Here is a 20922-nt window from a genome sequence, read left to right on the forward strand (position 1 = left end):
ATTGCCTGTACATCGGCCAATGAATTGGCCTACTCGATGTGCCGCCCGCCCCTGAGCCGGTAGGTGCGCGGCACATCGGTGCGGGTGGCCACCAGGGCCTCGGCCTGGCGCTGCAGGTGGGCCAGGCTGGCATCCAGCGCCTCGACCGCGCCCGCATCCAGCCCGGCCAGCAGGCCCTGGTTGAGCGCCTTGATCTGCGGAAACAGCGCATCGTGCACCGCCAGGCCCGCCGGGGTGAGCGAAAGCACGGCCTGGCGCCGGTCGCCCGGCATGGCATCGCGGGTGATGAGTTTCTTGGCCAGCAGCGAGGTGATGGCGCGCGAAGTGCGCGCACGGTCCAGCCCCAGGCGCAGGGCCAGCTCGGCCGGCGGCATGCCCGGGCGCTCGGCCAGCCACATCAACAGGCCCCACTCGCGGCGCGTGATGCCGTAGCCGCCCTCGCACAGGCGCACCACCAGGCTGCCGGCCACGGCCAGAAGACGGTTCAGGCGGTACATCAGGAGGTGTTGGGCCGCTTCTGGGTCGGCCAGCCGGGGAGGGGTGGCGGGTGCGGGCATGAGGGTATGTCCGGGCAATGGTTGTTTAGATCAATCCATTGTGGGCCCGATACAGTGCGCCATTTCGTCTATCGTTATTCGGGAGCGTCGCCATGTGGAAACCCCTTGCCTCCGTAGTATTCACCGCCGCGCTCGCGCTGTCGGCCAGCCTGGTCGCCCATGCGCAGGAGGCCCCGTTGCGCATCATCGTCGGCTATGCGCCCGGCGGCTCCAGCGACAGGGTCGCCCGCATCGTGGCCGACAAGCTGCAGACCAAGCTCGGTTCGCCCGTGATCGTGGAGAACCGTACCGGCGCCGGTGGCCGCCTCTCGGCCCAGGCCGTCAAGAGCGCGCCGGCCAACCAGCCCGCGCTGCTGCTGGCCAACCCGGCCGTGATGCTGGTGGCGCCGCTGGTCTTCCCCGATGCGGGCTATGACGCCGAGCGCGACTTCCGCCCCGTGAGCCACGTCAACAGCTACGAGTTCGGCGTGGCCGTCTCCAGCGCCGTGCCCGTGCGCGAGCTGCCACACCTGATCGCCTGGCTGCGTGCCAACCCCGACAAGGCCAACTTCGGCGTGCCCGCCACCGGCAGCCTGCCGCACTTCTTCGGCCTCATGGTGGGCGATGCCGCCAAGGTCAATGCCGAGGTGATCGGCTACCGCGGCTCGGCGCCCCTGCTCAACGACCTGATCGGTGGCCAGGTGCCCGTGGCCTTCGACACCTTCGACACCCTGCTGCCCCAGCACGAGGCAGGCAAGATCCGCATCCTCGCGGTATCGAGCGCCAAGCGCAGCCCGCTGGACCCCAAGATCCCGACCTTCAAGGAAGGCGGCATGGACTTGGCCGCCACGGGCTGGAACACCTTCTTCGCGCCGATGAGCATGCCCAAGGCCCAGGCAGAGCGCCTGTCCGGCCTGATATACGAAGTGATGAAGGACCCCGACACCCGCCGCAAGTTCGAGGCCGCCAAGATGGAGCCCGTGGCCAGCACCATGGCGCAGACCGAGGCCATGCTCAAGGCCTACCGTGCGCAATGGGCACCCGTGGTGCAGCGCTCCGGCTTCAAGCCCTGATCGCCATGCAGCAGCAACGTCCCAACATCCTCTTCATCGTCGCCGACGACCTGGGCTATGCCGACCTGGGCTGCTACGGCGGGCGCGAGGCCGCCTTCGGCCCGGTCTCGCCTGTGCTCGACGGCCTGGCCGCGCAGGGCCTGAAGCTCACCCAGGGCTACTCCAACTCGCCGGTGTGCTCGCCCACGCGCTTTGCGCTGATGACCGCGCGCTACCAGTACCGGCTGCGCGGCGCGGCCGAGGAGCCCATCAACAGCAAGAGCCGGGGCAGCACCACGCTGGGCCTGCCGCCATCGCACCCCACGCTGCCCTCGCTGCTGCGCGCGGGCGGCTACCGCACGGCGCTCATGGGCAAGTGGCACCTGGGCTACCCGCCGGCCTTCGGGCCGCTGCAGTCGGGCTACGAGGAATTCTTCGGCCCCATGTCGGGCGGGGTGGATTACTTCACGCACTGCAGCTCTGCAGGACAGCACGACCTGTACCTGGGCGAGGAGGAGGCGCAGCAGGACGGCTACCTCACCGACCTGATCACCGACCATGCGCTGGACTTCGTGGAGCGCATGGCGCCGGGCGCCCAGGCGGGCACGCCGTTCTTCCTGAGCCTGCACTACACGGCGCCGCACTGGCCCTGGGAAACACGCGACGATGCCGCGCTGGCCGAGGAGGTGCGCGGCAACCTGTTCCACCTGCACGGCGGCAACATCGAGACCTACCGCCGCATGATCCACCACATGGACGAGGGCATCGGCCGCATCATGGAATCGCTGGCCCGCCACGGCATCGACCGCGACACGCTGGTGGTCTTCACCAGCGACAACGGCGGTGAACGCTTCTCGGACAACTGGCCCCTGGTGGGCGGCAAGATGGACCTGACCGAGGGCGGCATCCGCGTTCCGTGGATCGCCCACTGGCCTGCCGTGATCGCGCCGGGCGGCGAGAGCGTGCACAGCTGCATGACCATGGACTGGTCCGCAACGATGCTCGACGCGGCCGGCGTGGCCGCCGATGCGAAGTACCCGCTCGACGGCACCTCGCTGATGCCATTGCTGCGCGATGCCGACTGGGAATGCGAGCGCCCGCTGTTCTGGCGCATGAACCACCGCGGCCAGCGCGCCATGCGCGAAGGCGAGTGGAAGTACCTGCGCGTGGACGGCAACGACTACCTCTTCAACCTGGCCGATGACGAGCGCGAGCGCGCCAACCGCGCCCAGGTGGACCCCGGGCGCCTGGCCGCCATGCGCACGGCATGGGAGGCGTGGAACGCCACCATGCCGGCCATACCGGAAGACGCGACCGTCAGCCTGGGCTACTCCGTCAAGGACATGCCCCAGCGCTGAAGCCGCTTACTGCGCGGCCGGCGCAGCCACATGCTCGCGCCGCTGCACGATCACGAAGCGGTCGGCCACGAAGGCCAGGTTGGTGTAGCTGGCGTTGGCGGCCGGGTTGCCGCCCGTGGCGTGGTAGTCCGAGAACGAGGCCGACTGGTTCACGAACACCCCCTGCGTGAGGTTGATGGACAGGGCCACGCGCGCGCGCCGGCCCAGGGCCACGGCCGCATCGATGTAGGCGCGGTCCGTGGAGTACACGCCCAGGGTCAGCGCACCGTGCGTGCGCAGCGTGGCCTCGGCCACCTGCAGGCTGGCGGCGCCCGAATCGGTGGCCACCAGGTAGGACACGGGGCCGAAGCATTCCTGGCCGTAGATGGCGCTGTCGGCCTGCTCCAGCGCCACGATCACCGGCGTGTGGATCTGCGCGCTGGCGAACTCGGGGTGGGGCAGGGCGCGCGAAGCCAGCACCAGGCGGCCCTGGCTGCTCGCCTGCTGCATGCGCGCCACGGTCTCGGGCGAGCCCACGGCGCCCAGCACCGAGGTGGCCACGCGCGGGTTCGAGGCCAGTTCGGTCACCGCAGCGGCCAGGTCTTCGCCCACCTGCTCGAAGCTCTTGGGCCCATCGTCGGTGGCAATGCCGCCACGCGGCACCAGAATGTTCTGCGTGGTGGTGCACATCTGGCCGCTGTACAGCGACAGTGTGAACGCCAGGTTGCGCAGCAGGGCCGCGTATTGGTCGGTGGATTCGATGATGACGGTGTTCACGCCGGCCATCTCGGCATACACGCGCGCCTGGCGGGCGTTGTCGATGAGCCAGTGGCCGAACTGGTTGCTGCCCGTGAAATCGATGCTGGCCACCGCGCTGTGCGTGGCCAAGGCCTGCGTGTCTTCGGCGCGGGGGCTCAGGGCCAGCGTCACGGTGTTCGGGTCCAGCCCCTGCTCGGCCAGCACCTCGCGCAGGATGTTCACCGAGATCGCGGCCGGCAGCACGGCGTTGGGGTGGGGCTTGACGATGACCGGGTTGCCCGTGGCCAGCGCCGCGAACAGGCCGGGGTAGGTGTTCCAGGTCGGGAAGGTGGCGCAACCGATCACCAGGGCCACGCCGCGGCCCACGATCTCGTAGTGCTTTTGCATCACCAGTGAGGGGTTCTTGCCCTGGGGCTTGTCCCAGAGCGCCTCGCCGGGCACGTCGGCCATGGCCTTCCAGGCGTAGGCAATAGCTTCGAGCGCGCGGTCCTGCGCATGCGGGCCGCCGGCCTGGAAGGCCATCATCGGGCCCTGGCCGGTGGTCAGCATCACGGCATGCGCGATCTCGTGGCTGCGGCGGTGGATGCGCGTGAGCGCCTCCAGCAGTACGCCCACGCGGCCCCGTGCACCCAGCGCCTGCCAGGCCGGTTCGGCGGCCTGGGCTGCGGCCAGCAGCGCGTGCACGTCGCAATCGGGGTAGCGCACGTCGAGCGTTACGCCATAAGGAGAGCGCTCCGTGGCCAAACGGCCCTGTTCGCCGGGCTGCTGCAGCGGGAAGTCCTTGCCCAGCAGGGCATTCACCGCCGCCTGGCCATCGGCCTGGCCAGTCTCGCCATAGACCTTGGGCGAGGGCGCTTCGGGGAAGGGCGTCCAGTGGCCGCGCGTGGCCAGGGCGCCAAGGGCACCGTCGAGCAGGGCGCGGTGGGTATCGAACAGGGGCATGTATTTGTCTCCGTTTAGGGTTTGCCCTGAGGGGTTTGACTTGCATCAGGGTTGTGGAAAGTTTATTCTCTACCGAACGGTCGGTCAATAATGTTTACGATCGGTCAAGACCACTTTCCCTCACCCCTGGCAGGCAGGAGCATCCATGTCCGAACCCCTGGTCCTCGTAACGCAGTCGGGCGCCGTGCAAACACTGGCGCTCAACCGGCCGGCCGCGCTGAACAGCTTCACCGCCGATTTGCATGCGCAGCTGCTGGCAGCCCTGGATGCCGCTGCGGCCAACGCCGAGGTGCGCTGCGTTGTACTCACGGGCACGGGCCGGGCCTTCTGCGCCGGCCAGGACCTGGCCGACCCCGCCGTGGCGCCCGACCTCACGCCCGGTGCACCGGCCAAGGACCTGGGCGAGGTGATCGACAAGTTCTACGGCCCTCTGTGCCAGCGCATCCGCAGCATGCCCATCCCGGTCATCGCCGCCGTCAACGGAGTGGCTGCGGGCGCCGGGGCCAACCTGGCCCTGGGCTGCGACGTGGTGCTGGCCGCGCGCTCGGCCAGCTTCATCCAGGCCTTCACCAAGATCGGCCTGGTGCCCGACACCGGCGGCACCTGGCTGCTGCCACGTCTGGTCGGCCGCGCCCAGGCCCTGGGCCTGGCGCTGCTGGGCGACAAGCTGCCCGCGGCCGATGCCGAGCGCCTGGGCCTGATCTGGCGATGCGTGGACGACGCGGCCCTGCAGGACGAGGCCCAGGCCCTGGCCCAGCGCCTGGCCGCCATGCCCGTGAAGGCCCTGGTGGCCACGCGCAAAGCCATGGATGCCGCTGCGCAGATGGACTTCGGCCAGGCCCTGGCGCACGAGGCTGCACTGCAGCGCACGCTGGGGGCTTCCGCCGACTACCGCGAGGGCGTCGAAGCCTTCATCGGCAAGCGCGCTCCCGTGTTCAAAGACCGCTGAGTACCCCATGGATTCCACCACTTCCACGCTCGAACCCCAGGCCATCGCCGAGCATGTGCGCAGCGGCATGCTGGCCAACGACCGCGCCACGCAGGGCCTGGGCATCGCCATCACGTCCATCGGCCCGGGGCAGGCCACGCTCGAGATGACGGTGCGCGCCGACATGCTCAATGGCTTCGACATCTGCCACGGCGGCTTCATCACCACGCTGGCCGACTCGGCGTTTGCCTTCTCGTGCAATGCGCGCAACGAGATGACCGTGGCCTCGGGCCTGTCCATCGACTTCCTGGCACCCGCACGCGAGGGCGACCGCCTCACGGCCGTGGCCACCGAGGTCTCGCTCGCCGGCCGCACCGGCGTGTACGACGTGAACGTGCACAACCAGCGCGGCGAAGCGATCGCCGTGTTCCGCGGCCGCTCGTACTGCATGAAGGGCAAGCCCACCGTGCCGCTGGATGCCGCCGGCCGCTGACCCCCCTACCTAGACCCACAGGAGACATCCATGGCCGTGCGCCAACCTGCCCCAGGCGACCTGGAGCCCATCGAAACCGCCAGCCGCGACGAAGTCCAGGCCCTGCAGCTGCAGCGCCTGCGCTGGACGCTGCAGCATGCCTACGACAACGTGGCGCACTACAAGCGCTCCTTCGATGCCAAGGGCGTGCACCCGTCCGATCTGAAGCAGCTGTCCGACCTGTCGAAGTTTCCCTTCACCGTCAAGAAGGACCTGCGCGACAACTACCCTTTCGGCATGTTCGCCGTGCCGCGCGAGCAGGTGTCGCGCATCCATGCCTCCTCGGGCACCACGGGCAAGCCCACGGTGGTGGGCTACACGCGCAAGGACATCGACACCTGGGCCGACCTGGTGGCGCGCTCCATTCGCGCCGCGGGTGGGCGCGCCGGCGACCTGATCCACGTGGCGTACGGCTACGGCCTGTTCACGGGCGGGCTGGGCGCGCACTACGGCGCCGAGCGCGCCGGCTGCACGGTGATCCCCATGTCGGGCGGCCAGACCGAAAAGCAGGTTCAGCTGATCCGCGACTTCGCGCCCAGCATCATCATGGTGACCCCCTCCTACATGCAGGTCATCAACGAAGAGTTCGTGCGCCAGGGGCTCGATCCGCGCGAAAGCTCGCTCAAGATCGGCATCTTTGGCGCCGAGCCCTGGACCGAGGCCATGCGCCGCGAGATCGAAACCAAGTCGGGCATCGACGCGGTGGACATCTACGGCCTGTCCGAGGTGATGGGCCCGGGCGTGGCCAGCGAGTGCATCGAGAGCAAGGACGGCCCGGTCGTCTGGGAAGACCATTTCTACCCCGAGATCGTCGACCCCGAAACCGGCGAGGTGCTGCCTGACGGCCAGGAGGGCGAGCTCGTCTTCACCTCGCTGAGCAAGGAGGCGCTGCCCATGATCCGCTACCGCACGCGCGACCTCACGCGCCTCTTGCCGCCCACCTCGCGCGCGTTTCGGCGCATGGGCAAGATCGTCGGCCGTTCGGACGACATGCTCATCATCCGCGGGGTGAACGTGTTCCCCACGCAGATCGAAGAGATCGTGCTGCAGAACGAGAAGCTGTCGGGTCAGTACCAGATCCTCGTGGCGCGCGACGGCAACCTCGACCAGGTGACCGTGCGCTGCGAGCTGCAGCCCGGCGTGGCCGACGGCGAGCGCCCGGACCTTACCGGTTGGGTGCAGCACCGCATCAAGACCCTGGTGGGCATCACCTGCCAGGTCGAAGTGCTGGCCACCGATTCCATCGAACGCACGCTGGTGGGCAAGGCCCGCCGCGTGATCGACCAGCGCGCCCGTTGAGCGGCACCCCCCACGAAAGGACACCACCATGTACACCCAGGCCATGGACACCATGGGCAAGGACGGCGGCGACGCCAAGGCCCTGCGCAGCGCCGAAGAGATGCAGCGCCAAGAAGCCTTCGATGCGCGCATCGACGCCGGCGAATTCATCGAGGCCAAGGACTGGATGCCCGACCACTACCGCAAGACCCTGCTGCGCCAGATCAGCCAGCATGCGCATTCGGAAATCGTCGGCATGCTGCCCGAGGGCAACTGGATATCCCGCGCGCCCACGCTCAAGCGCAAGGCCATCCTGCTGGCCAAGGTACAGGACGAGGGCGGGCACGGCCTGTACCTGTATGCCGCAGCCGAGACCCTGGGCACCTCGCGCGACCAGATGATCGACGCGCTGCACACCGGGCGCGCCAAGTACAGCTCCATCTTCAACTACCCCACGCTGACCTGGGCCGACATGGGCACCATCGGCTGGCTGGTGGACGGTGCGGCCATCATGAACCAGGTGCCGATCTGCCGCTGCTCGTACGCGCCGTATGCGCGTGCCATGGTGCGCATCTGCCGTGAAGAGAGTTTTCACCAGCGCCAAGGCTACGATGCACTGCTCACCATGATGCAGCAGGGCACCGACGCCCAGCGCGCCATGGTGCAGGATGCGGTGAACCGCTGGTGGTGGCCGTCCATCATGATGTTTGGCCCCCCGGACGACCAGTCGCCCAACTCCGCCCAATCCATGCGCTGGGGCATCAAGCGCATCTCCAACGACACGCTGCGCCAGAAGTTCATCGATGCCACCGTCGAGCAGGCCCAACTGCTGGGCGTGACCCTGCCCGATCCCGACCTGCAATGGAACGAAGAGCGCCAGGCGCATGACTACGGCGCCATCGACTGGAGCGAGTTCTGGCGCGTGATCGGCGGCGACGGCCCCTGCAACGAAGAGCGCCTGGGCGCCCGCGTCAAGGCCTGGGACGACGGCGCCTGGGTGCGCGAAGCCGCCCTGGCCCATGCCGCCAAGCACGCCCCGGTTCGCGCTGCAGCCTGAGCCTTCCCCATTCAAGAGACCCCATGACGACCCCATCCTCCCCCTCCACCCCCGTTGCCGATCCCGCCATGGCCACCGAATGGCCACTGTGGGAAGTGTTCGTGCGCAGCAAGGCAGGCCTGGACCACAAGCACTGCGGCAGCCTTCACGCCGCCGACCCGCGCATGGCCATCCAGCTGGCGCGCGACGTCTACACCCGCCGCCAGGAAGGCACCAGCGTCTGGGTGGTGCGCTCCGACCAGATCGTGGCCAGCGACCCGGGCGAGAAGGCCATGTACTTCGACCCCGCGCAGGACAAGGTCTACCGCCACCCCACCTTCTACGTGCTGCCCGCGTCCGTGGACCACATGTGAGAGCGCCCGCCATGCAAGCCACCAGCATCCACACCAGCCAGGACCCGGCCGTGCAGTACCTGCTGCGCATCGGCGACACCTGCCTGATCCTGGGCCAGCGCCTGTCCGAATGGTGCGGCCACGGCCCCGTGCTCGAAGAAGACATCGCCCTGGCGAACATGGCGCTGGACCTCGTGGGCCAGGCGCGCGCGCTGCTCACGCGGGCCGGCCAGATCGAAGGCCGCGGCCACGATGAAGACCAGCTGGCCTTCCTGCGCGACGAGCGCGACTACGTGAACGTGACCCTGGTGGAACTGCCGCGCGGCGACTTCGCCTTCACCATGGTGCGCAACACCATGGTCGCCACCCTGCTCAAGCTGCTGTGGGAGCGGCTGGCCAGCTCCAGCGACACCGAGCTGGCCGCCATCGCCGGCAAGGCCCTCAAGGAGGCGCGCTACCACCAGCAGCACTGCGCCGACTGGGTGGTGCGCCTGGGCGATGGCACGGCCGAGTCGCGCCGCCGCACCGAGGCCGCCCTGGCTTCGCTGTGGCGCTATACGCCCGAGCTGTTCGCCTCCGACGCGGTCGAGGACGCTGCCCATGCCGCGGGCCTGGGCCCGCGCTGGGCCGACCTGCAGGGCGCCTGGACGGACGAGATGGCGCAGGTCCTCGCCGCCGCCAGCCTGGCCACGCCCAAGGAGTCGGCGTTTCGCAGCACCGGCAAGCAGGGCGTGCACAGCGAGCACATGGGTTTCATTCTGGCTGAGATGCAGCACCTGCAGCGCAGCTTTCCCGGAGGCGTGTGGTGATAATGGCCGAGGCCATTGCTCGCCCGCAAGCCACCGACGCACGCATCGCGCGCGCGTGGGAGGTGCTGGCCGGCGTGCCCGATCCCGAGGTGCCCGCGGTCTCCGTGTGCGACCTGGGCATCGTGCGCGACGTGCGTCTGGCGGGCGAGGGCCTGGAGATCGTGCTCACCCCCACCTATTCGGGCTGCCCGGCCACCGAGGTGATCGAGCACGACGTGCTCGCAGCCATCGACGCCGCCGGCCTGGGCCCGGCCCACGCCACCCTGCAGCGCGCACCCGCCTGGACCACCGACTGGATCACCGAGCAGGGGCGTGCGCGCCTGCTGGCCTATGGCATCGCGCCGCCGGGCCCGCTGCCGCCGGGCACCGAGGTGCCGCTGCGCTTCATGCCGCGCACGCATGCCGCTGCGCCGTCGCTGGCCTGCCCGCGCTGCGCCAGCCTGCAGACCGAGCGGCTCTCGGCCTTCGGCTCCACGGCCTGCAAGGCGCTGTACCGCTGCATGGCCTGCCGCGAGCCCTTCGAGCACTTCAAGCCGCTTTGAAGACCCTTTTCACGCCCCCATACAAGACACCGACATGAGCGTCATCTTCCATCCCCTGCGCGTGCGCGCCATCGAGCCCGACACGGCCGAGGCCGTCATCGTCTCCTTCGACGTGCCGCCCGAGCTGCGTGAGGTGTTCGGCTTCACCCAGGGCCAGTACCTCACGCTGCGCACCGACATCGGCGGCCAGGACCTGCGCCGCTCGTACTCCATCTGCGCCGGCGTCGACGATGCCGAGCTGCGCGTGGGCGTGCGCAAGGTCAACGGCGGCGTGTTCTCCAACTGGATCAATGCGCAACTGCAGGTGGGCGACACCCTGCAGGTCATGGCACCGCAGGGCCGCTTTTTCGTACCCATCCAGCCTGCGGCGCAGCGCAACTACCTGGGCATCGCGGGTGGCAGCGGCATCACGCCCATCCTGTCCATCATGAAGACCGTGCTGGCGCGCGAGCCTGGCAGCCGCTTCACGCTGATCTACGGCAACCGCACGCTGCAGTCCACCATGTTCAAGGAGGAGATCGAAGACCTCAAGAACCGCTACCTCACGCGCCTGGTGCTGCACCATGTGTTCTCGGCCGAGCAGACCGATGCGCCGCTGAACATGGGCTTCGTCAACCGCGAGAAGCTCGCCGAGTTCCTCAAGGCTCTGGTCCCCGCGCAGAAGATCGACGAGGCCTTCATCTGCGGCCCCTTCCAGATGAACGACGAGGCCGAGGCCGCGCTGCTGGCGGGCGGCGTGCCGGCCGAGCGCATCCACGTGGAGCGCTTCGGCGTGGCCCTGCCCGCAGGCGGGCAGGTGGGGGCCGTGGTGCACGAGGCACTTCCCGGCGATGCCAAGACCGCACGCATCGCCATCGTGCGCGACGGCCTCAGGCGCGAGTTCCCATTCTCCGACGGGCAGGCGAGCATCCTCGATGCCGCGTCGGCGGCCGGGCTGGAGGTGCCTTTCTCGTGCACCTCCGGCGTGTGCGGCACCTGCCGTGCCAAGTGCGTGGAGGGCGAGGTGCGCATGGAGCGCAACTTCGCGCTCGACAAGGCCGACGTGGCCGCCGGCTTCGTCCTCACCTGCCAGTGCCGGCCCCTGACCGACAGCGTGGTGCTGTCGTTCGACGAGCGGTGATGAACCCGGCTGCCGAAGTGCCGTACAGCGCCTTCTCCCTGGGGAGAATGGGCGCCAGCGTGCCCCCTGTGCGTCGGCATGCGGCAAGATGGCGGCCCTTCACTACCGGATGCAAAGGAAAACTGCCCATGGCCCGAGGACGATCCCCCGGATACGACGACCAGCGCGAAATGATCCTCCGCCATGCCGCCGAACTGTTTGCACGCCGCGGCTACCCTGCCACCTCGATGAACGAGGTGGCAGAGGCCTGCGGCCTGTCCAAGCCCACGCTGTACCACTACTTTCGTGACAAGTACAACCTGCTCGTGCACATCGCCGACGGCCATGTCTCGCGCCTGCAGGCCCTGGTCGACGAGGTGCAGGGCAAGCAGCTCGAACCCGAGCCGCGGCTGCGCGAGCTGATCCACCGCTTCGTCGAGGAATACGCCGAGGCCCAGCATGCCCACCGTGTGCTGACCGAAGACGTGCGCTTTCTGCAGCCCGAGGACAGTGAGCGCATCCTCGGCAAGGAGCGCGCCGTGGTGGCCGTTTTTGCCCAGGCGCTGGCGCAGATGCGTCCCGACACCGATGCCGCAGGCCTGACCAAGGCGCTGACCATGCTGCTGTTCGGCATGATCAACTGGATGTTCACCTGGCTCAAGCCCGATGGCGAGCTTGACTACGAGACCATGGCGCCCATCGTGGCCGACCTGTTCTTTGGCGGGTTTCCTGCCGTGCGCATGCCCCCGCCACTGGCCGAAAGGCCTCCCCGTCCATGACAATGCGTGCACCACGCATGTCGTGTATTCCCAAGCGGCCACCAAGAGCCAGCTGAGCGCCGGAGCCATGCTCGGCGCTGACCTCTTTCTTTCACAATGATCCACAGGAGACAAAGCATGAAATTCCGTTTTGCACAACTCGCGCTGGTGGCTGCTGCTGCCGCCATGGCCTGCGGCGCTGCCCTGGCCGACATCACCGTCGGCGTCACGGTGTCGGCCACCGGCCCCGCCGCATCGCTGGGCATTCCCGAGAAGAACACCATCGCCCTGATGCCGCGCACCATCGGCGGCCAGAAGGTCAACTACATCGTGCTCGACGACGCGTCGGACACGACCACGGCCGTGGGCAACACGCGCAAGCTGATCAGCGAAAGCAAGGTCGACATCATCCTGGGCTCGAGCACCACGCCCAACTCGCTGGCCATGATCGACGTGGTGGCCGAGGCGCAGACGCCCATGATCTCCATGGCCGCCTCGGCGCGCATCGTCGAGCCCATGGACGCCAAGAAGAAGTGGGTCTTCAAGACCCCGCAGAACGACATCATGATGTCGCTGGCCATCGTCGACCACATGGCCAACGCCGGCATCAAGACCGTGGCCTTCATCGGTTTTGCCGATGCCTACGGCGAAGGCTGGTACCAGGAGTTCGGCAAGGCCGCCGCCATCAAGAAGATCCAGATCGTGGCCAACGAGCGCTATGCGCGCACCGACACCTCGGTGACCGGCCAGACCCTGAAGATGATCTCGGCCAAGCCCGATGCCGTGCTGATCGCCGGCTCCGGCACGCCGGCCGCGCTGCCGCAGAAGGCGCTCAAGGAGCGTGGCTTCACCGGCAAGGTCTACCAGACCCACGGCGTGGCCAATGCCGACTTCCTGCGCGTGGGTGGCAAGGACGTGGAAGGCACCTTCCTGCCCTCCGGTCCCGTGCTCGTGGCCTCGCAACTGCCTGCTTCGCACCCGGTGAAGAAGTCGGCCAGCGCCTATGTGGCCGCCTATGAGGCCGCCCACGGCAAGGAAAGCGTCTCCACCTTCGGCGCCCACGGCTGGGATGCCGGCGTGCTGATGGCCGCCGCCGTGCCCGTCGCACTCAAGAAGGCCAAGCCCGGCACCGTCGAGTTCCGTACCGCCCTGCGCGATGCGCTGGAGCAGATCAAGGAAGTGCCTGGCGCGCATGGCATCTTCAACATGTCCGAAAACGACCACCTCGGTCTGGACCAGCGCGCCCGCGTGATGGTCAAGATCGAGAACGGCACCTGGAAGTACCAGCCCTGACCGAGCAGAGCGAGGTCTGATGGCGCAGATGCGAGGGCGGCGGGCTGACGAAGTGCCCGCTGCCTGCGCAGCCCTGCGGCATACCTGCCTTCAATAGACAGAAAGCCGAATATGGATTTGCAGATCGCCCTGCTGCTGGGGCAGGACGGCATTGTCAACGGCGCCATCTATGGACTGATGGCGCTGGCGCTGGTGCTGGTTTTTTCCGTGACCCGGGTGATCTTCATCCCGCAGGGCGAGTTCGTGGCCTTCGGGGCGCTGACCATGGCCATGATGCAGGGCGGGCGCATTCCTGCCACGCTGTGGCTGTTGGTGGGCATGGCCGCGGTGGTGCTGGTGGTCGAGGTGGTGCGCTTTCAGCGCGGCAGCCCCGTGAACTGGCCTGCCACCGTGGTCTGGTGCCTGGTGCTGCCGCTGCTGGCCACAGCACTGATCCTCGGGCTGCGTCCGACTTCGCTGGGCATGCAGGCGCTCACCACGCTGATCCTGATCACGCCCATGGGGCCGCTGCTGTACCGCCTGGCGTATCGTCCGCTGGCCGATGCCACGGTGCTGATGCTGCTTATTGTCTCGGTAGCGCTGCATGGCGTGCTGGTGGGCCTGGGCCTGCTGTTCTTCGGCGCCGAAGGCTCGCGCACGCCACCGTTCTCGGAGGCGCGCTTCGACCTCGGCGGCATCCCCGTCTCGGGCCAGTCGCTGGTGGTGCTGGGCGTCACGCTGGCGCTGGTGATGCTGCTGTTCCTGTTCTTCGGCCGCTCCATGGTCGGCAAGGCGTTGCGCGCCACGGCCCTCAACCGCGTGGGGGCGCGCCTCATGGGCATTCCCACCGAGCTCTCGGGCGACGTGAGCTTCGCCCTGGCCGCGCTGATCGGCGCGGTCTCGGGCCTGTTGATCGCCCCGCTCACCACCGTGTACTACGACACAGGGTTCCTGATCGGCCTCAAGGGCTTCGTCGCGGCCATCGTGGGCGGCCTGGGCAGCTACCCCATGGCGCTGCTCGGCGCGCTGATCGTGGGCCAGCTGGAGGCCTTTGCATCGTTCTGGGCCAGTGCCTACAAGGAGGTCCTCGTGTTCACCCTGATCGTGCCCGTGCTGTGGTGGCGCTCGCTCAACAGCCGCCATGTGGAGGATGAGGAATGACCGCGCCCGTCAAGACCGATACGGCCGCCAGCGCACAAGATGCAGGCACATCGCGCGGCCTGGTCACGCGCACCCAGCTCACGCTCGCCGCCGTGGCGCTGCTGGCCCTGTGCTGGGGCTTCCTGCCCGATTTCACCGTGGTCGTGCTCAGCTACATCGGCCTGTACGCCATCGTCGCGGCGGGCCTGGTGATGCTCACCGGCGTGGGCGGCATGACCTCCTTCGGCCAGGCGGCCTTCGTGGGCGTCGGGGCCTATGCCACGGCCTGGGTCTGCACGGCGCCCGCGTCGGTGCAGGCGCTCTCGGGCCTGGTCGGCATGGCCGGCCTGCCCTGGGTGGGGCTGGTGCTCGGCCTGCTGATCACCTTCGCGCTGGCCTGGGGCCTGGGCTCGGTCACGCTCAAGCTCTCGGGCCACTACCTGCCGCTGTGCACCATCGCCTGGGGCCTGTCGCTGTACTACCTGTTCGGCAACATGGAGTTCCTCGGCGGGCAGACCGGCATCACCGGCGTGCCGCCAATGGTGGTGGCGGGCTTCTCGCTGGCCTCGCCACGCGCCATCGGCGTACTGATCTGGGCGGTGCTGCTGGTGTCGCTGTGGCTGCTGCACAACCTGCTCGATTCGCGCGAGGGCCGCGCTATCCGTGCTCTGAAGGGCGGGCGGGTGATGGCCGAGTCCATGGGGGTGGACACGGCGCACTACCGCATCAAGCTCTTCGTGCTGGCGGCGCTGCTGGCTGCCATCTCGGGCTGGCTGTATGCGCACCTGCAGCGCTTTGTCAGCCCCACGCCGTTCAACCTCAACATCGGCATCGAATACCTGTTCATGGCCGTGGTCGGCGGTGCCGGCCACCTCTGGGGCGCGGTGCTGGGTGCCACGCTGATCACCCTGCTCAAGGAGAAGCTGCAGGACCTGCTGCCCTCGCTGCTGGGCACCAGCGGCAACTTCGAGGTCATCGTCTTCGGACTGCTCATGGTCTTCGTGCTGCAGCGCTTTGCCGACGGCCTGTGGCCCACGCTGAACCGCCTGGGCGAGCGCTGGCTGCGCCGCGAGGCGCCGCGCACGGTGGGCCAGGCCACCGAACTGGCGCAGCGCACGCTGCCCATGGCCGGCACCGTGCTGCTGCAGGCGCGCAACGTGACCAAGCGCTTCGGCGGCCTGGTCGCCAACAACAATGTCTCCATGGACGTGAAGGCCGGCGAGGTGCACGCGCTGATCGGCCCCAACGGTGCCGGCAAGAGCACCTTCTTCAACATGATCTCGGGCGTGGATGACGCCACCGAGGGCGAGGTGCGCCTGGTGGACCAGGCCATGCTGCGCCGCCCCTCGCGCGCCTTTGCCCGCCTGGGCATGGCGCGCACCTTCCAGCATGTGCGTCTGCTGGGCCAGCGCAGCGTGGTCGAGAACGTCGCCCTGGGCGCGCACCAGCGCGCCCACCGCGGCTGGCTGGCCTCGATGCTGCGGCTGGACCGCGCCGAAGAGGCCGCCCTGCTGGCCGAGGCGCGCCGCCAGATCGAGCGCTGCGGCCTGGGAGCCCATGCCGATGCGCCCGCCGCCTCGCTGGCCCTGGGGCAGCAGCGCATCGTCGAGATCGCACGCGCCCTGGCCGGCCAGCCGGCCATCCTGCTGCTCGACGAGCCCGCCGCCGGCCTGCGCCACCTGGAAAAGCGCGCCCTGGCCGACCTGCTGCGCCAGCTGCGCGCCGAGGGCCTGGGCATCCTGGTGGTCGAGCACGACATGGAGTTCGTGATGAACCTGGCCGACCGCATCACGGTGCTGGAGTTCGGCACCGTGATCGCCGAGGGCACGCCCGCACAGGTGCAGAGCAACCAGCGCGTACTCGATGCCTACCTGGGCGGGGCCGACGACGACCTGCCTGCTGCCGCTGCCACTGCCACCGAAGGAGCCACCGCATGACCGCCTTGCTGCAACTGCAGGACCTCTCCGTGTCGTACGGCCAGGTGGAGGCCGTCCACCAGGTGCACCTGGACGTGAACGAGGGCGAGATCGTCACCGTGATCGGCCCCAACGGCGCCGGCAAGACCACCTTGCTGTGCGCGGCCATGGGCCTGTTGCCGGCCACCGGCTCCATCACCCTGGCCGGCGAGCGCATCGTGCGCCCCAGCGTGGAGGCCATGGTGGCGCGCGGTGTGGCCCTGGTGCCCGAAAAGCGCGAGCTCTTCGGTGAGATGTCGGTGGAGGACAACCTGCTCCTGGGCGGTTTCTCGCGCTGGCGCCGTGGCCAGCGCGACCAGGCGCAGCGCATGGACGAGGTGTTCGAGATCTTCCCGCGCCTGCGCGAGCGCCGCCCGCAGCTGGCCTCCACGCTCTCGGGCGGCGAGCGGCAGATGCTGGCCATCGGCCGTGCGCTGATGGCGCGCCCACGCCTGTTGATGCTCGACGAGCCCTCGCTCGGTCTGGCCCCTCTCATCGTGCGCGAGGTGCTGCAGGTGGTGTCCTCGCTGCGGGCGCATGGCGTGTCGGTGTTGCTCGTGGAACAGAACGCGCGCGCCGCATTGCGCGTGGCCGACCGGGCCTACGTGCTCGAAATGGGCGCCGTCGCGCTCACGGGGGCCGCGCAGGACCTGCTCAACGACCGCCGCATCATCGATACCTACCTGGGCATGGGCGGCGCAGCGCACGCCCCGGCCGAGGTAGCCTGAGATTTCTTTCGGGGAGCGCCAGCGCGCTCCCAGGGCTGTCGCGTGACGCGGCGGCAGCCCCGCTTTCCTACCCTTCCGCATGCCAGGCCTGGCACCGGAAGGTTTTTGCGTTGTGATGAAAAACCATAAAGACGACAGGAGACAAGACAACATGGCAGCAGCAGGAGCTCAACCCCTCTCACGCGCGGGTGCCGCCCGCCGACGCACCGCACTTGCAATGGCCCTCGCCTGGGCCACAGGCACGGCCTGGGCCCAGGACAGCGCGGGCGTGACCGACGGCGAGATCGTCATCGGCCAGTCGTGCCAGTTGAGCGGCCCGCTCGCGGCCCTGACCAGCGAGGTGCGCCAGGGCTCGGCCCTGTATTTCGACCACGTCAATGCCTCGGGCGGCGTGCGCGGCCGCAAGATCCGTGTGGTCGCCATCGACGACGCCTACGACCCCAAGAAGGCGGCCGAGAACACGAAGAAGCTGATCGACGAGGACAAGGTGCTCGCGCTGTTCCAGTACGCCGGCACGCCGCCGGCCCTGGCCGCCTTGCCGATTGCCGAGGAGCGCGGCGTGCCCTTCATCGCGCCGTTCACGGGCTCTGACGGCCTGCGACAGGCTGGCAGCCGCTACGTCTTCAACATCAAGGCCGGCTATGCCGCCGAGCTCGATGCCACGGTCAGGCAACTGGCCTCGGTGGGCATCGCGCGCATCGCGGCGGTCTACCTCAATAACCCCTTCGGTACGGGTGGCCTGGCCTCGGTCGAGAAGTCGGTCAAGAGCCACAAGGTGGAACTCGTGGCCCAGGCCCCGCTGGAGGTAGACGGCTCGAAGATGGCCGACGCCGTGGCTGCGGTCGCCAAGGCCACGCCCCAGGCCATCATCGTCATCAGCGCCGGCAAGCCCAGCGTGGATTTCGTCGATGCCTACCTGGCGGCCGGCCACCGCACCACGTTCTACATGCTCTCGGTGATCAGCAACGCGCAACTGGTCAAGGCCCTCGGAGAACGCGCGCGGGGCATCGTGGTCTCGCAGGTCGTGCCCTCGCCGTGGAACCAGAGCATGCCGATCTCGCGCGAGTTCCAGACCCTGGCCAAGGCCAAGGGCATCACCGAGTACACCTTCAGCCAGATGGAAGGCTTCATCTCCGCCCGCTTCCTGGTCGAGGCGCTGCAGCGCGCCGGCGCCAAGCCCACGCGCGCCAGCCTGGTGCAGGCCATGGAGTCGATGAAGAGCGTGAACCTGGGCGGCTACCCCGTGGAGCTGTCGGCCACGCAGCACAGCTCGGGCAAGTTCGTTGACCTGTTGATGATGGGGCGCGATGGTCGGTTCACGAAGTAGGAGCGACTCAAAAACTCTTCTGGCGTCGTTGCTGCGTCTTGTCGTACTGGAGCCTGTCCACGGCCTTTTACGGGGATGCGCATGCAGTCCACGGCGCGCCTGTCTAGGCGCGCGCCGCTGCCCATGCCGGTGGCATGGGCAAGGTGGGCAACGACGAGGGGCGGGGCGTAGGCTGCATGCCCTTCGGGTTGCCACCTCCGGCAGGCCCATGCTGCGTTGCCCATCCTTGATGGACATGCGTCCATCAGCGGTGGGCGCCTTGCCTGATCCTCCCGGAGGAGGCAACGCAACCCCGTAAAAGGCCGTTGACGGGCTCCGACTGCCTGCGACGCAGCGCCTAGCCAGAACCGCTTCGCTGAGTTTTTGAGCCGCTCCGAGGCGGGGCGCGCTGCTCAGGAGGTGAGCAGTGCTCCTCCCTCTGCAGCCTCCAGCAGCCGCGTGAGCAGCGGGTGCATGACCTTGCGCGCGTTGTAGATCAAGTGGAACTGCTCCTGCACGTCGGGCGTGGAGCCCACCTGCACCAGGCCGTGGGTCTTGAGCAGGTGTGCGCCCACTGTCACGGGGGCCGGCATCACGCCCATGCCCGTGGCGGCAAAGGTGCTCAGCAGGGCGCTGTCCTCGAACTCGCCGGCAATGCGCGGGCGGATGCGTTCGCGCTCCAGCCAGTGGTCGATGCGCGCGCGCATGGCGGCGTGGTCGGTGGGCAGCAGCACTGGCACCACGGCCAGGCTTTGCGGAAACTGCCGGGCCGCCGCTTCGGCCCACACAGGCGGCGCGTACCAGGCCACGGCACTCGTGCCCAGCAGTTGGCTGGTGGTTTTGAGGGCCGGGTTCGGCGGCGCGGCGCGGTCGGCCAGCACCGCGTCGAGCTTGTGCAGCGCGAGCTCGCCGAGCAGCGGCTGGAATTCCCCCTCGTGGCACAGCAGGCGCAGGTGCGGCTCGTCGAGCACCGGCGTCAGCAGCCGGTGCATGGCCAGCTTGGCGATGCCGTCGGAGATGCCCAGGTTCAGCCGCAGCGTCCGGCCGCTGGCGGCCTCGCGCACGCGGTGGGTCAACTGCTCGCCCAGCGCAAAGATCTGGTCGGCCTCGTGCAGCGCGGCCACGCCCGCCTCGGTGAGCACCAGGCTGCGCCCCTCGGTGCGCAGCAGGCTGGTGCCCAAGGCCTGCTCCAGCAGGCGCACCTGCGCGCTGATGGTCTGCACGGCCATGTCCAGCCGCTCGGCGGCGCGCGCGATACCGCCCTCCTTGGCGACCACCCAGAAGTAATACAGGTGGCGGTAGTTGAAGCTCTGGCTCATGGTGTTGCGTATCCCAACAGGCTGAAGGGGTATGGGCGTGGAGAATATTTGGTTCGTAAAAACCGAACCCATAGTACCGTGAAGACAGGTTTTTAAGATGCAAAAGCATCCCTACAGTGCGGGCTTGCCCTGAAATTCCCAACTGACCGCACCGGAGAGAGCCCATGCGCCACACCGCCCCCCGTCCCCTGTCCACCCCGACCCCGGGCCTGCCACCCCTGCCGCGTTCGCGGCGCTGACGCCATCGCGCGAAGGATCAGAACATCATGGAAACAATCGGAACCTGGTGGATGTGGGCGGGGTTTGCCGTCTTTGTGGTGGTGGCCATCGGCATCGACCTGTTGGTCATGGAGCGCCAGGGCGCGCACAAGGTCACGACCAAGGAGGCCCTGAAGTGGAGCGCCCTGTGGTTCTCGCTGGCCTTCGTGTTCGTGGCCGGCCTGTGGTGGTACCTGGACGGCAGCCAGGGCCGCGAGGTGGCCAACACCGTGTCGATGCAGTTCATCACCGGCTACCTGGTGGAAAAGAGCCTGTCCATCGACAACATCTTCGTCTTCCTGATGCTGTTCAGCTACTTTGCGGTACCTCCACAGCACCAGAAGCGCGCGCTGATCATAGGCATCATCGGCGCCATCGTACTGCGCACGCTGCTGATCCTGGCAGGCGCCTGGCTGCTGGCCTCGTTCCACTGGCTGCTCTACGTGTTCGGCGCCTTCCTGGTGTTCACGGGTGCCAAGATGTGGTTCGCCGCCGGCCAGGAGCCCGACATCGCGACCAACCCGGTGCTGCGCTTCCTGCGCAAGCGCATCCGCATCGCCGACGTGTTCGACGGCGAGAAGCTGACCACCAGCATCAACGGCGTCAAGCACTACACGCCGCTGTTCGTGGTGCTGATCCTGATCGGCACCACGGACATCATCTTCGCGGTGGACAGCATCCCGGCCATCTTCGCGATCACCAGCGACCCGTTCATCGTGCTCACGGCCAACATCTTCGCCATCCTGGGCCTGCGTGCGCTGTACTTCCTGCTGGCCGACCTGGCCGACCGCTTCCACCTGCTGGCCTATGGCCTGGCCCTGGTGCTGGTGTTCATCGGCGGCAAGATGCTGCTCATCGACCTGGTGAAGATCCCGATCGGCTACGCTCTGCTGGTCACCGCGGGCCTGATTGCCGGCTCCATCGTCCTGTCGCTGCGCAGCTCGGCCGGCAGCCCACCGGCTGCTGAGCCTCCCAAGCCTTGA

General features: G+C 68.3%; 20 protein-coding genes. 17 read left to right on the top strand and 3 right to left on the bottom strand.

Features of this window, described 5'->3' with window-relative positions:
* Positions 1–29: 29 nt before the first annotated feature.
* Entirely contained in the window at positions 30–557 is a 528-nt protein-coding gene (locus tag ACSQ9E_RS31950) for a MarR family transcriptional regulator (protein ID WP_179683231.1), read from the bottom strand.
* 92 nt (positions 558–649) lie between these two features.
* Here ACSQ9E_RS31950 and ACSQ9E_RS31955 point away from each other — a divergent pair, with 92 nt between their 5' ends.
* Both ACSQ9E_RS31955 and ACSQ9E_RS31960 read left to right on the top strand, forming a co-directional pair.
* A complete protein-coding gene (locus ACSQ9E_RS31955) occupies positions 650–1609 on the top strand; it encodes a tripartite tricarboxylate transporter substrate-binding protein (RefSeq protein ID WP_179683232.1) in 960 nt (319 codons plus the stop codon).
* 5 nt (positions 1610–1614) lie between these two features.
* Positions 1615–2946, top strand: coding sequence for a sulfatase family protein (locus ACSQ9E_RS31960; RefSeq protein ID WP_436220111.1), 1332 nt, complete (start codon positions 1615–1617; stop codon positions 2944–2946).
* A gap of 6 nt (positions 2947–2952) precedes the next feature.
* On the opposite strand, the gene paaN is transcribed toward ACSQ9E_RS31960, so the two are convergent.
* Complete coding sequence (paaN, locus tag ACSQ9E_RS31965) at positions 2953–4626, bottom strand: phenylacetic acid degradation protein PaaN (protein ID WP_179683234.1); 1674 nt, start codon at positions 4624–4626, stop codon at positions 2953–2955.
* A 145-nt stretch (positions 4627–4771) separates the two neighbouring features.
* Between paaN and ACSQ9E_RS31970 the strand changes: the two genes are divergently transcribed.
* The 14 genes from ACSQ9E_RS31970 to ACSQ9E_RS32035 all read left to right on the top strand — a co-directional run bounded on the left by ACSQ9E_RS31970 (position 4772) and on the right by ACSQ9E_RS32035 (position 18383).
* A complete protein-coding gene (locus ACSQ9E_RS31970) occupies positions 4772–5575 on the top strand; it encodes an enoyl-CoA hydratase-related protein (protein ID WP_436220112.1) in 804 nt (267 codons plus the stop codon).
* 7 nt (positions 5576–5582) lie between these two features.
* A complete protein-coding gene (gene paaI / locus ACSQ9E_RS31975) occupies positions 5583–6047 on the top strand; it encodes a hydroxyphenylacetyl-CoA thioesterase PaaI (protein WP_179683236.1) in 465 nt (154 codons plus the stop codon).
* Between the two features lie 30 nt (positions 6048–6077).
* Positions 6078–7385 (top strand): phenylacetate--CoA ligase PaaK, encoded by a 1308-nt coding sequence (paaK, locus tag ACSQ9E_RS31980; RefSeq protein ID WP_179683237.1) that lies wholly within the window; start codon positions 6078–6080, stop codon positions 7383–7385.
* A gap of 28 nt (positions 7386–7413) precedes the next feature.
* A complete protein-coding gene (paaA, locus tag ACSQ9E_RS31985; RefSeq protein ID WP_436220113.1) occupies positions 7414–8421 on the top strand; it encodes a 1,2-phenylacetyl-CoA epoxidase subunit PaaA in 1008 nt (335 codons plus the stop codon).
* Positions 8422–8444: 23 nt separating this feature from the next.
* The gene (paaB, locus tag ACSQ9E_RS31990; RefSeq protein ID WP_436220114.1) at positions 8445–8774 is read left to right on the top strand and encodes a 1,2-phenylacetyl-CoA epoxidase subunit PaaB; all 330 of its coding nucleotides are present in this window, start codon (positions 8445–8447) and stop codon (positions 8772–8774) included.
* Between the two features lie 11 nt (positions 8775–8785).
* Entirely contained in the window at positions 8786–9562 is a 777-nt protein-coding gene (paaC, locus tag ACSQ9E_RS31995; RefSeq protein WP_057204039.1) for a 1,2-phenylacetyl-CoA epoxidase subunit PaaC, read from the top strand.
* A gap of 2 nt (positions 9563–9564) precedes the next feature.
* Positions 9565–10104: a 1,2-phenylacetyl-CoA epoxidase subunit PaaD gene (gene paaD / locus ACSQ9E_RS32000; RefSeq protein ID WP_179683239.1), complete on the top strand. Its 540-nt coding sequence runs from the start codon at positions 9565–9567 to the stop codon at positions 10102–10104.
* A gap of 34 nt (positions 10105–10138) precedes the next feature.
* On the top strand, positions 10139–11224 hold the full coding sequence (paaE, locus tag ACSQ9E_RS32005) for a 1,2-phenylacetyl-CoA epoxidase subunit PaaE (protein ID WP_179683240.1): 1086 nt from the start codon (positions 10139–10141) through the stop codon (positions 11222–11224).
* A 128-nt stretch (positions 11225–11352) separates the two neighbouring features.
* The gene (locus ACSQ9E_RS32010; protein ID WP_179683241.1) at positions 11353–11982 is read left to right on the top strand and encodes a TetR family transcriptional regulator; all 630 of its coding nucleotides are present in this window, start codon (positions 11353–11355) and stop codon (positions 11980–11982) included.
* Between the two features lie 117 nt (positions 11983–12099).
* Complete coding sequence (locus ACSQ9E_RS32015; RefSeq protein WP_436220115.1) at positions 12100–13254, top strand: ABC transporter substrate-binding protein; 1155 nt, start codon at positions 12100–12102, stop codon at positions 13252–13254.
* Between the two features lie 111 nt (positions 13255–13365).
* Positions 13366–14394, top strand: a complete 1029-nt coding sequence (locus tag ACSQ9E_RS32020; protein WP_145697155.1) for a branched-chain amino acid ABC transporter permease — start codon at positions 13366–13368, stop codon at positions 14392–14394.
* Complete coding sequence (locus ACSQ9E_RS32025; RefSeq protein ID WP_436220116.1) at positions 14391–16310, top strand: branched-chain amino acid ABC transporter ATP-binding protein/permease; 1920 nt, start codon at positions 14391–14393, stop codon at positions 16308–16310. The genes ACSQ9E_RS32020 and ACSQ9E_RS32025 overlap by 4 nt, the downstream gene beginning before the upstream one ends.
* On the top strand, positions 16307–17056 hold the full coding sequence (locus ACSQ9E_RS32030) for an ABC transporter ATP-binding protein (protein WP_436220117.1): 750 nt from the start codon (positions 16307–16309) through the stop codon (positions 17054–17056). The genes ACSQ9E_RS32025 and ACSQ9E_RS32030 overlap by 4 nt, the downstream gene beginning before the upstream one ends.
* Before the next feature lie 217 nt (positions 17057–17273).
* The gene (locus tag ACSQ9E_RS32035) at positions 17274–18383 is read left to right on the top strand and encodes an ABC transporter substrate-binding protein (protein WP_436220118.1); all 1110 of its coding nucleotides are present in this window, start codon (positions 17274–17276) and stop codon (positions 18381–18383) included.
* Between the two features lie 392 nt (positions 18384–18775).
* On the opposite strand, the gene ACSQ9E_RS32040 is transcribed toward ACSQ9E_RS32035, so the two are convergent.
* On the bottom strand, positions 18776–19681 hold the full coding sequence (locus ACSQ9E_RS32040) for a LysR substrate-binding domain-containing protein (protein WP_436220119.1): 906 nt from the start codon (positions 19679–19681) through the stop codon (positions 18776–18778).
* A gap of 266 nt (positions 19682–19947) precedes the next feature.
* Here ACSQ9E_RS32040 and ACSQ9E_RS32045 point away from each other — a divergent pair, with 266 nt between their 5' ends.
* Positions 19948–20922 (top strand): TerC family protein, encoded by a 975-nt coding sequence (locus tag ACSQ9E_RS32045; protein WP_057204049.1) that lies wholly within the window; start codon positions 19948–19950, stop codon positions 20920–20922.

The organism is Acidovorax sp. LjRoot118 (genome assembly GCF_964253575.1).
In the GTDB taxonomy this organism is placed as follows: domain Bacteria; phylum Pseudomonadota; class Gammaproteobacteria; order Burkholderiales; family Burkholderiaceae_C; genus Acidovorax.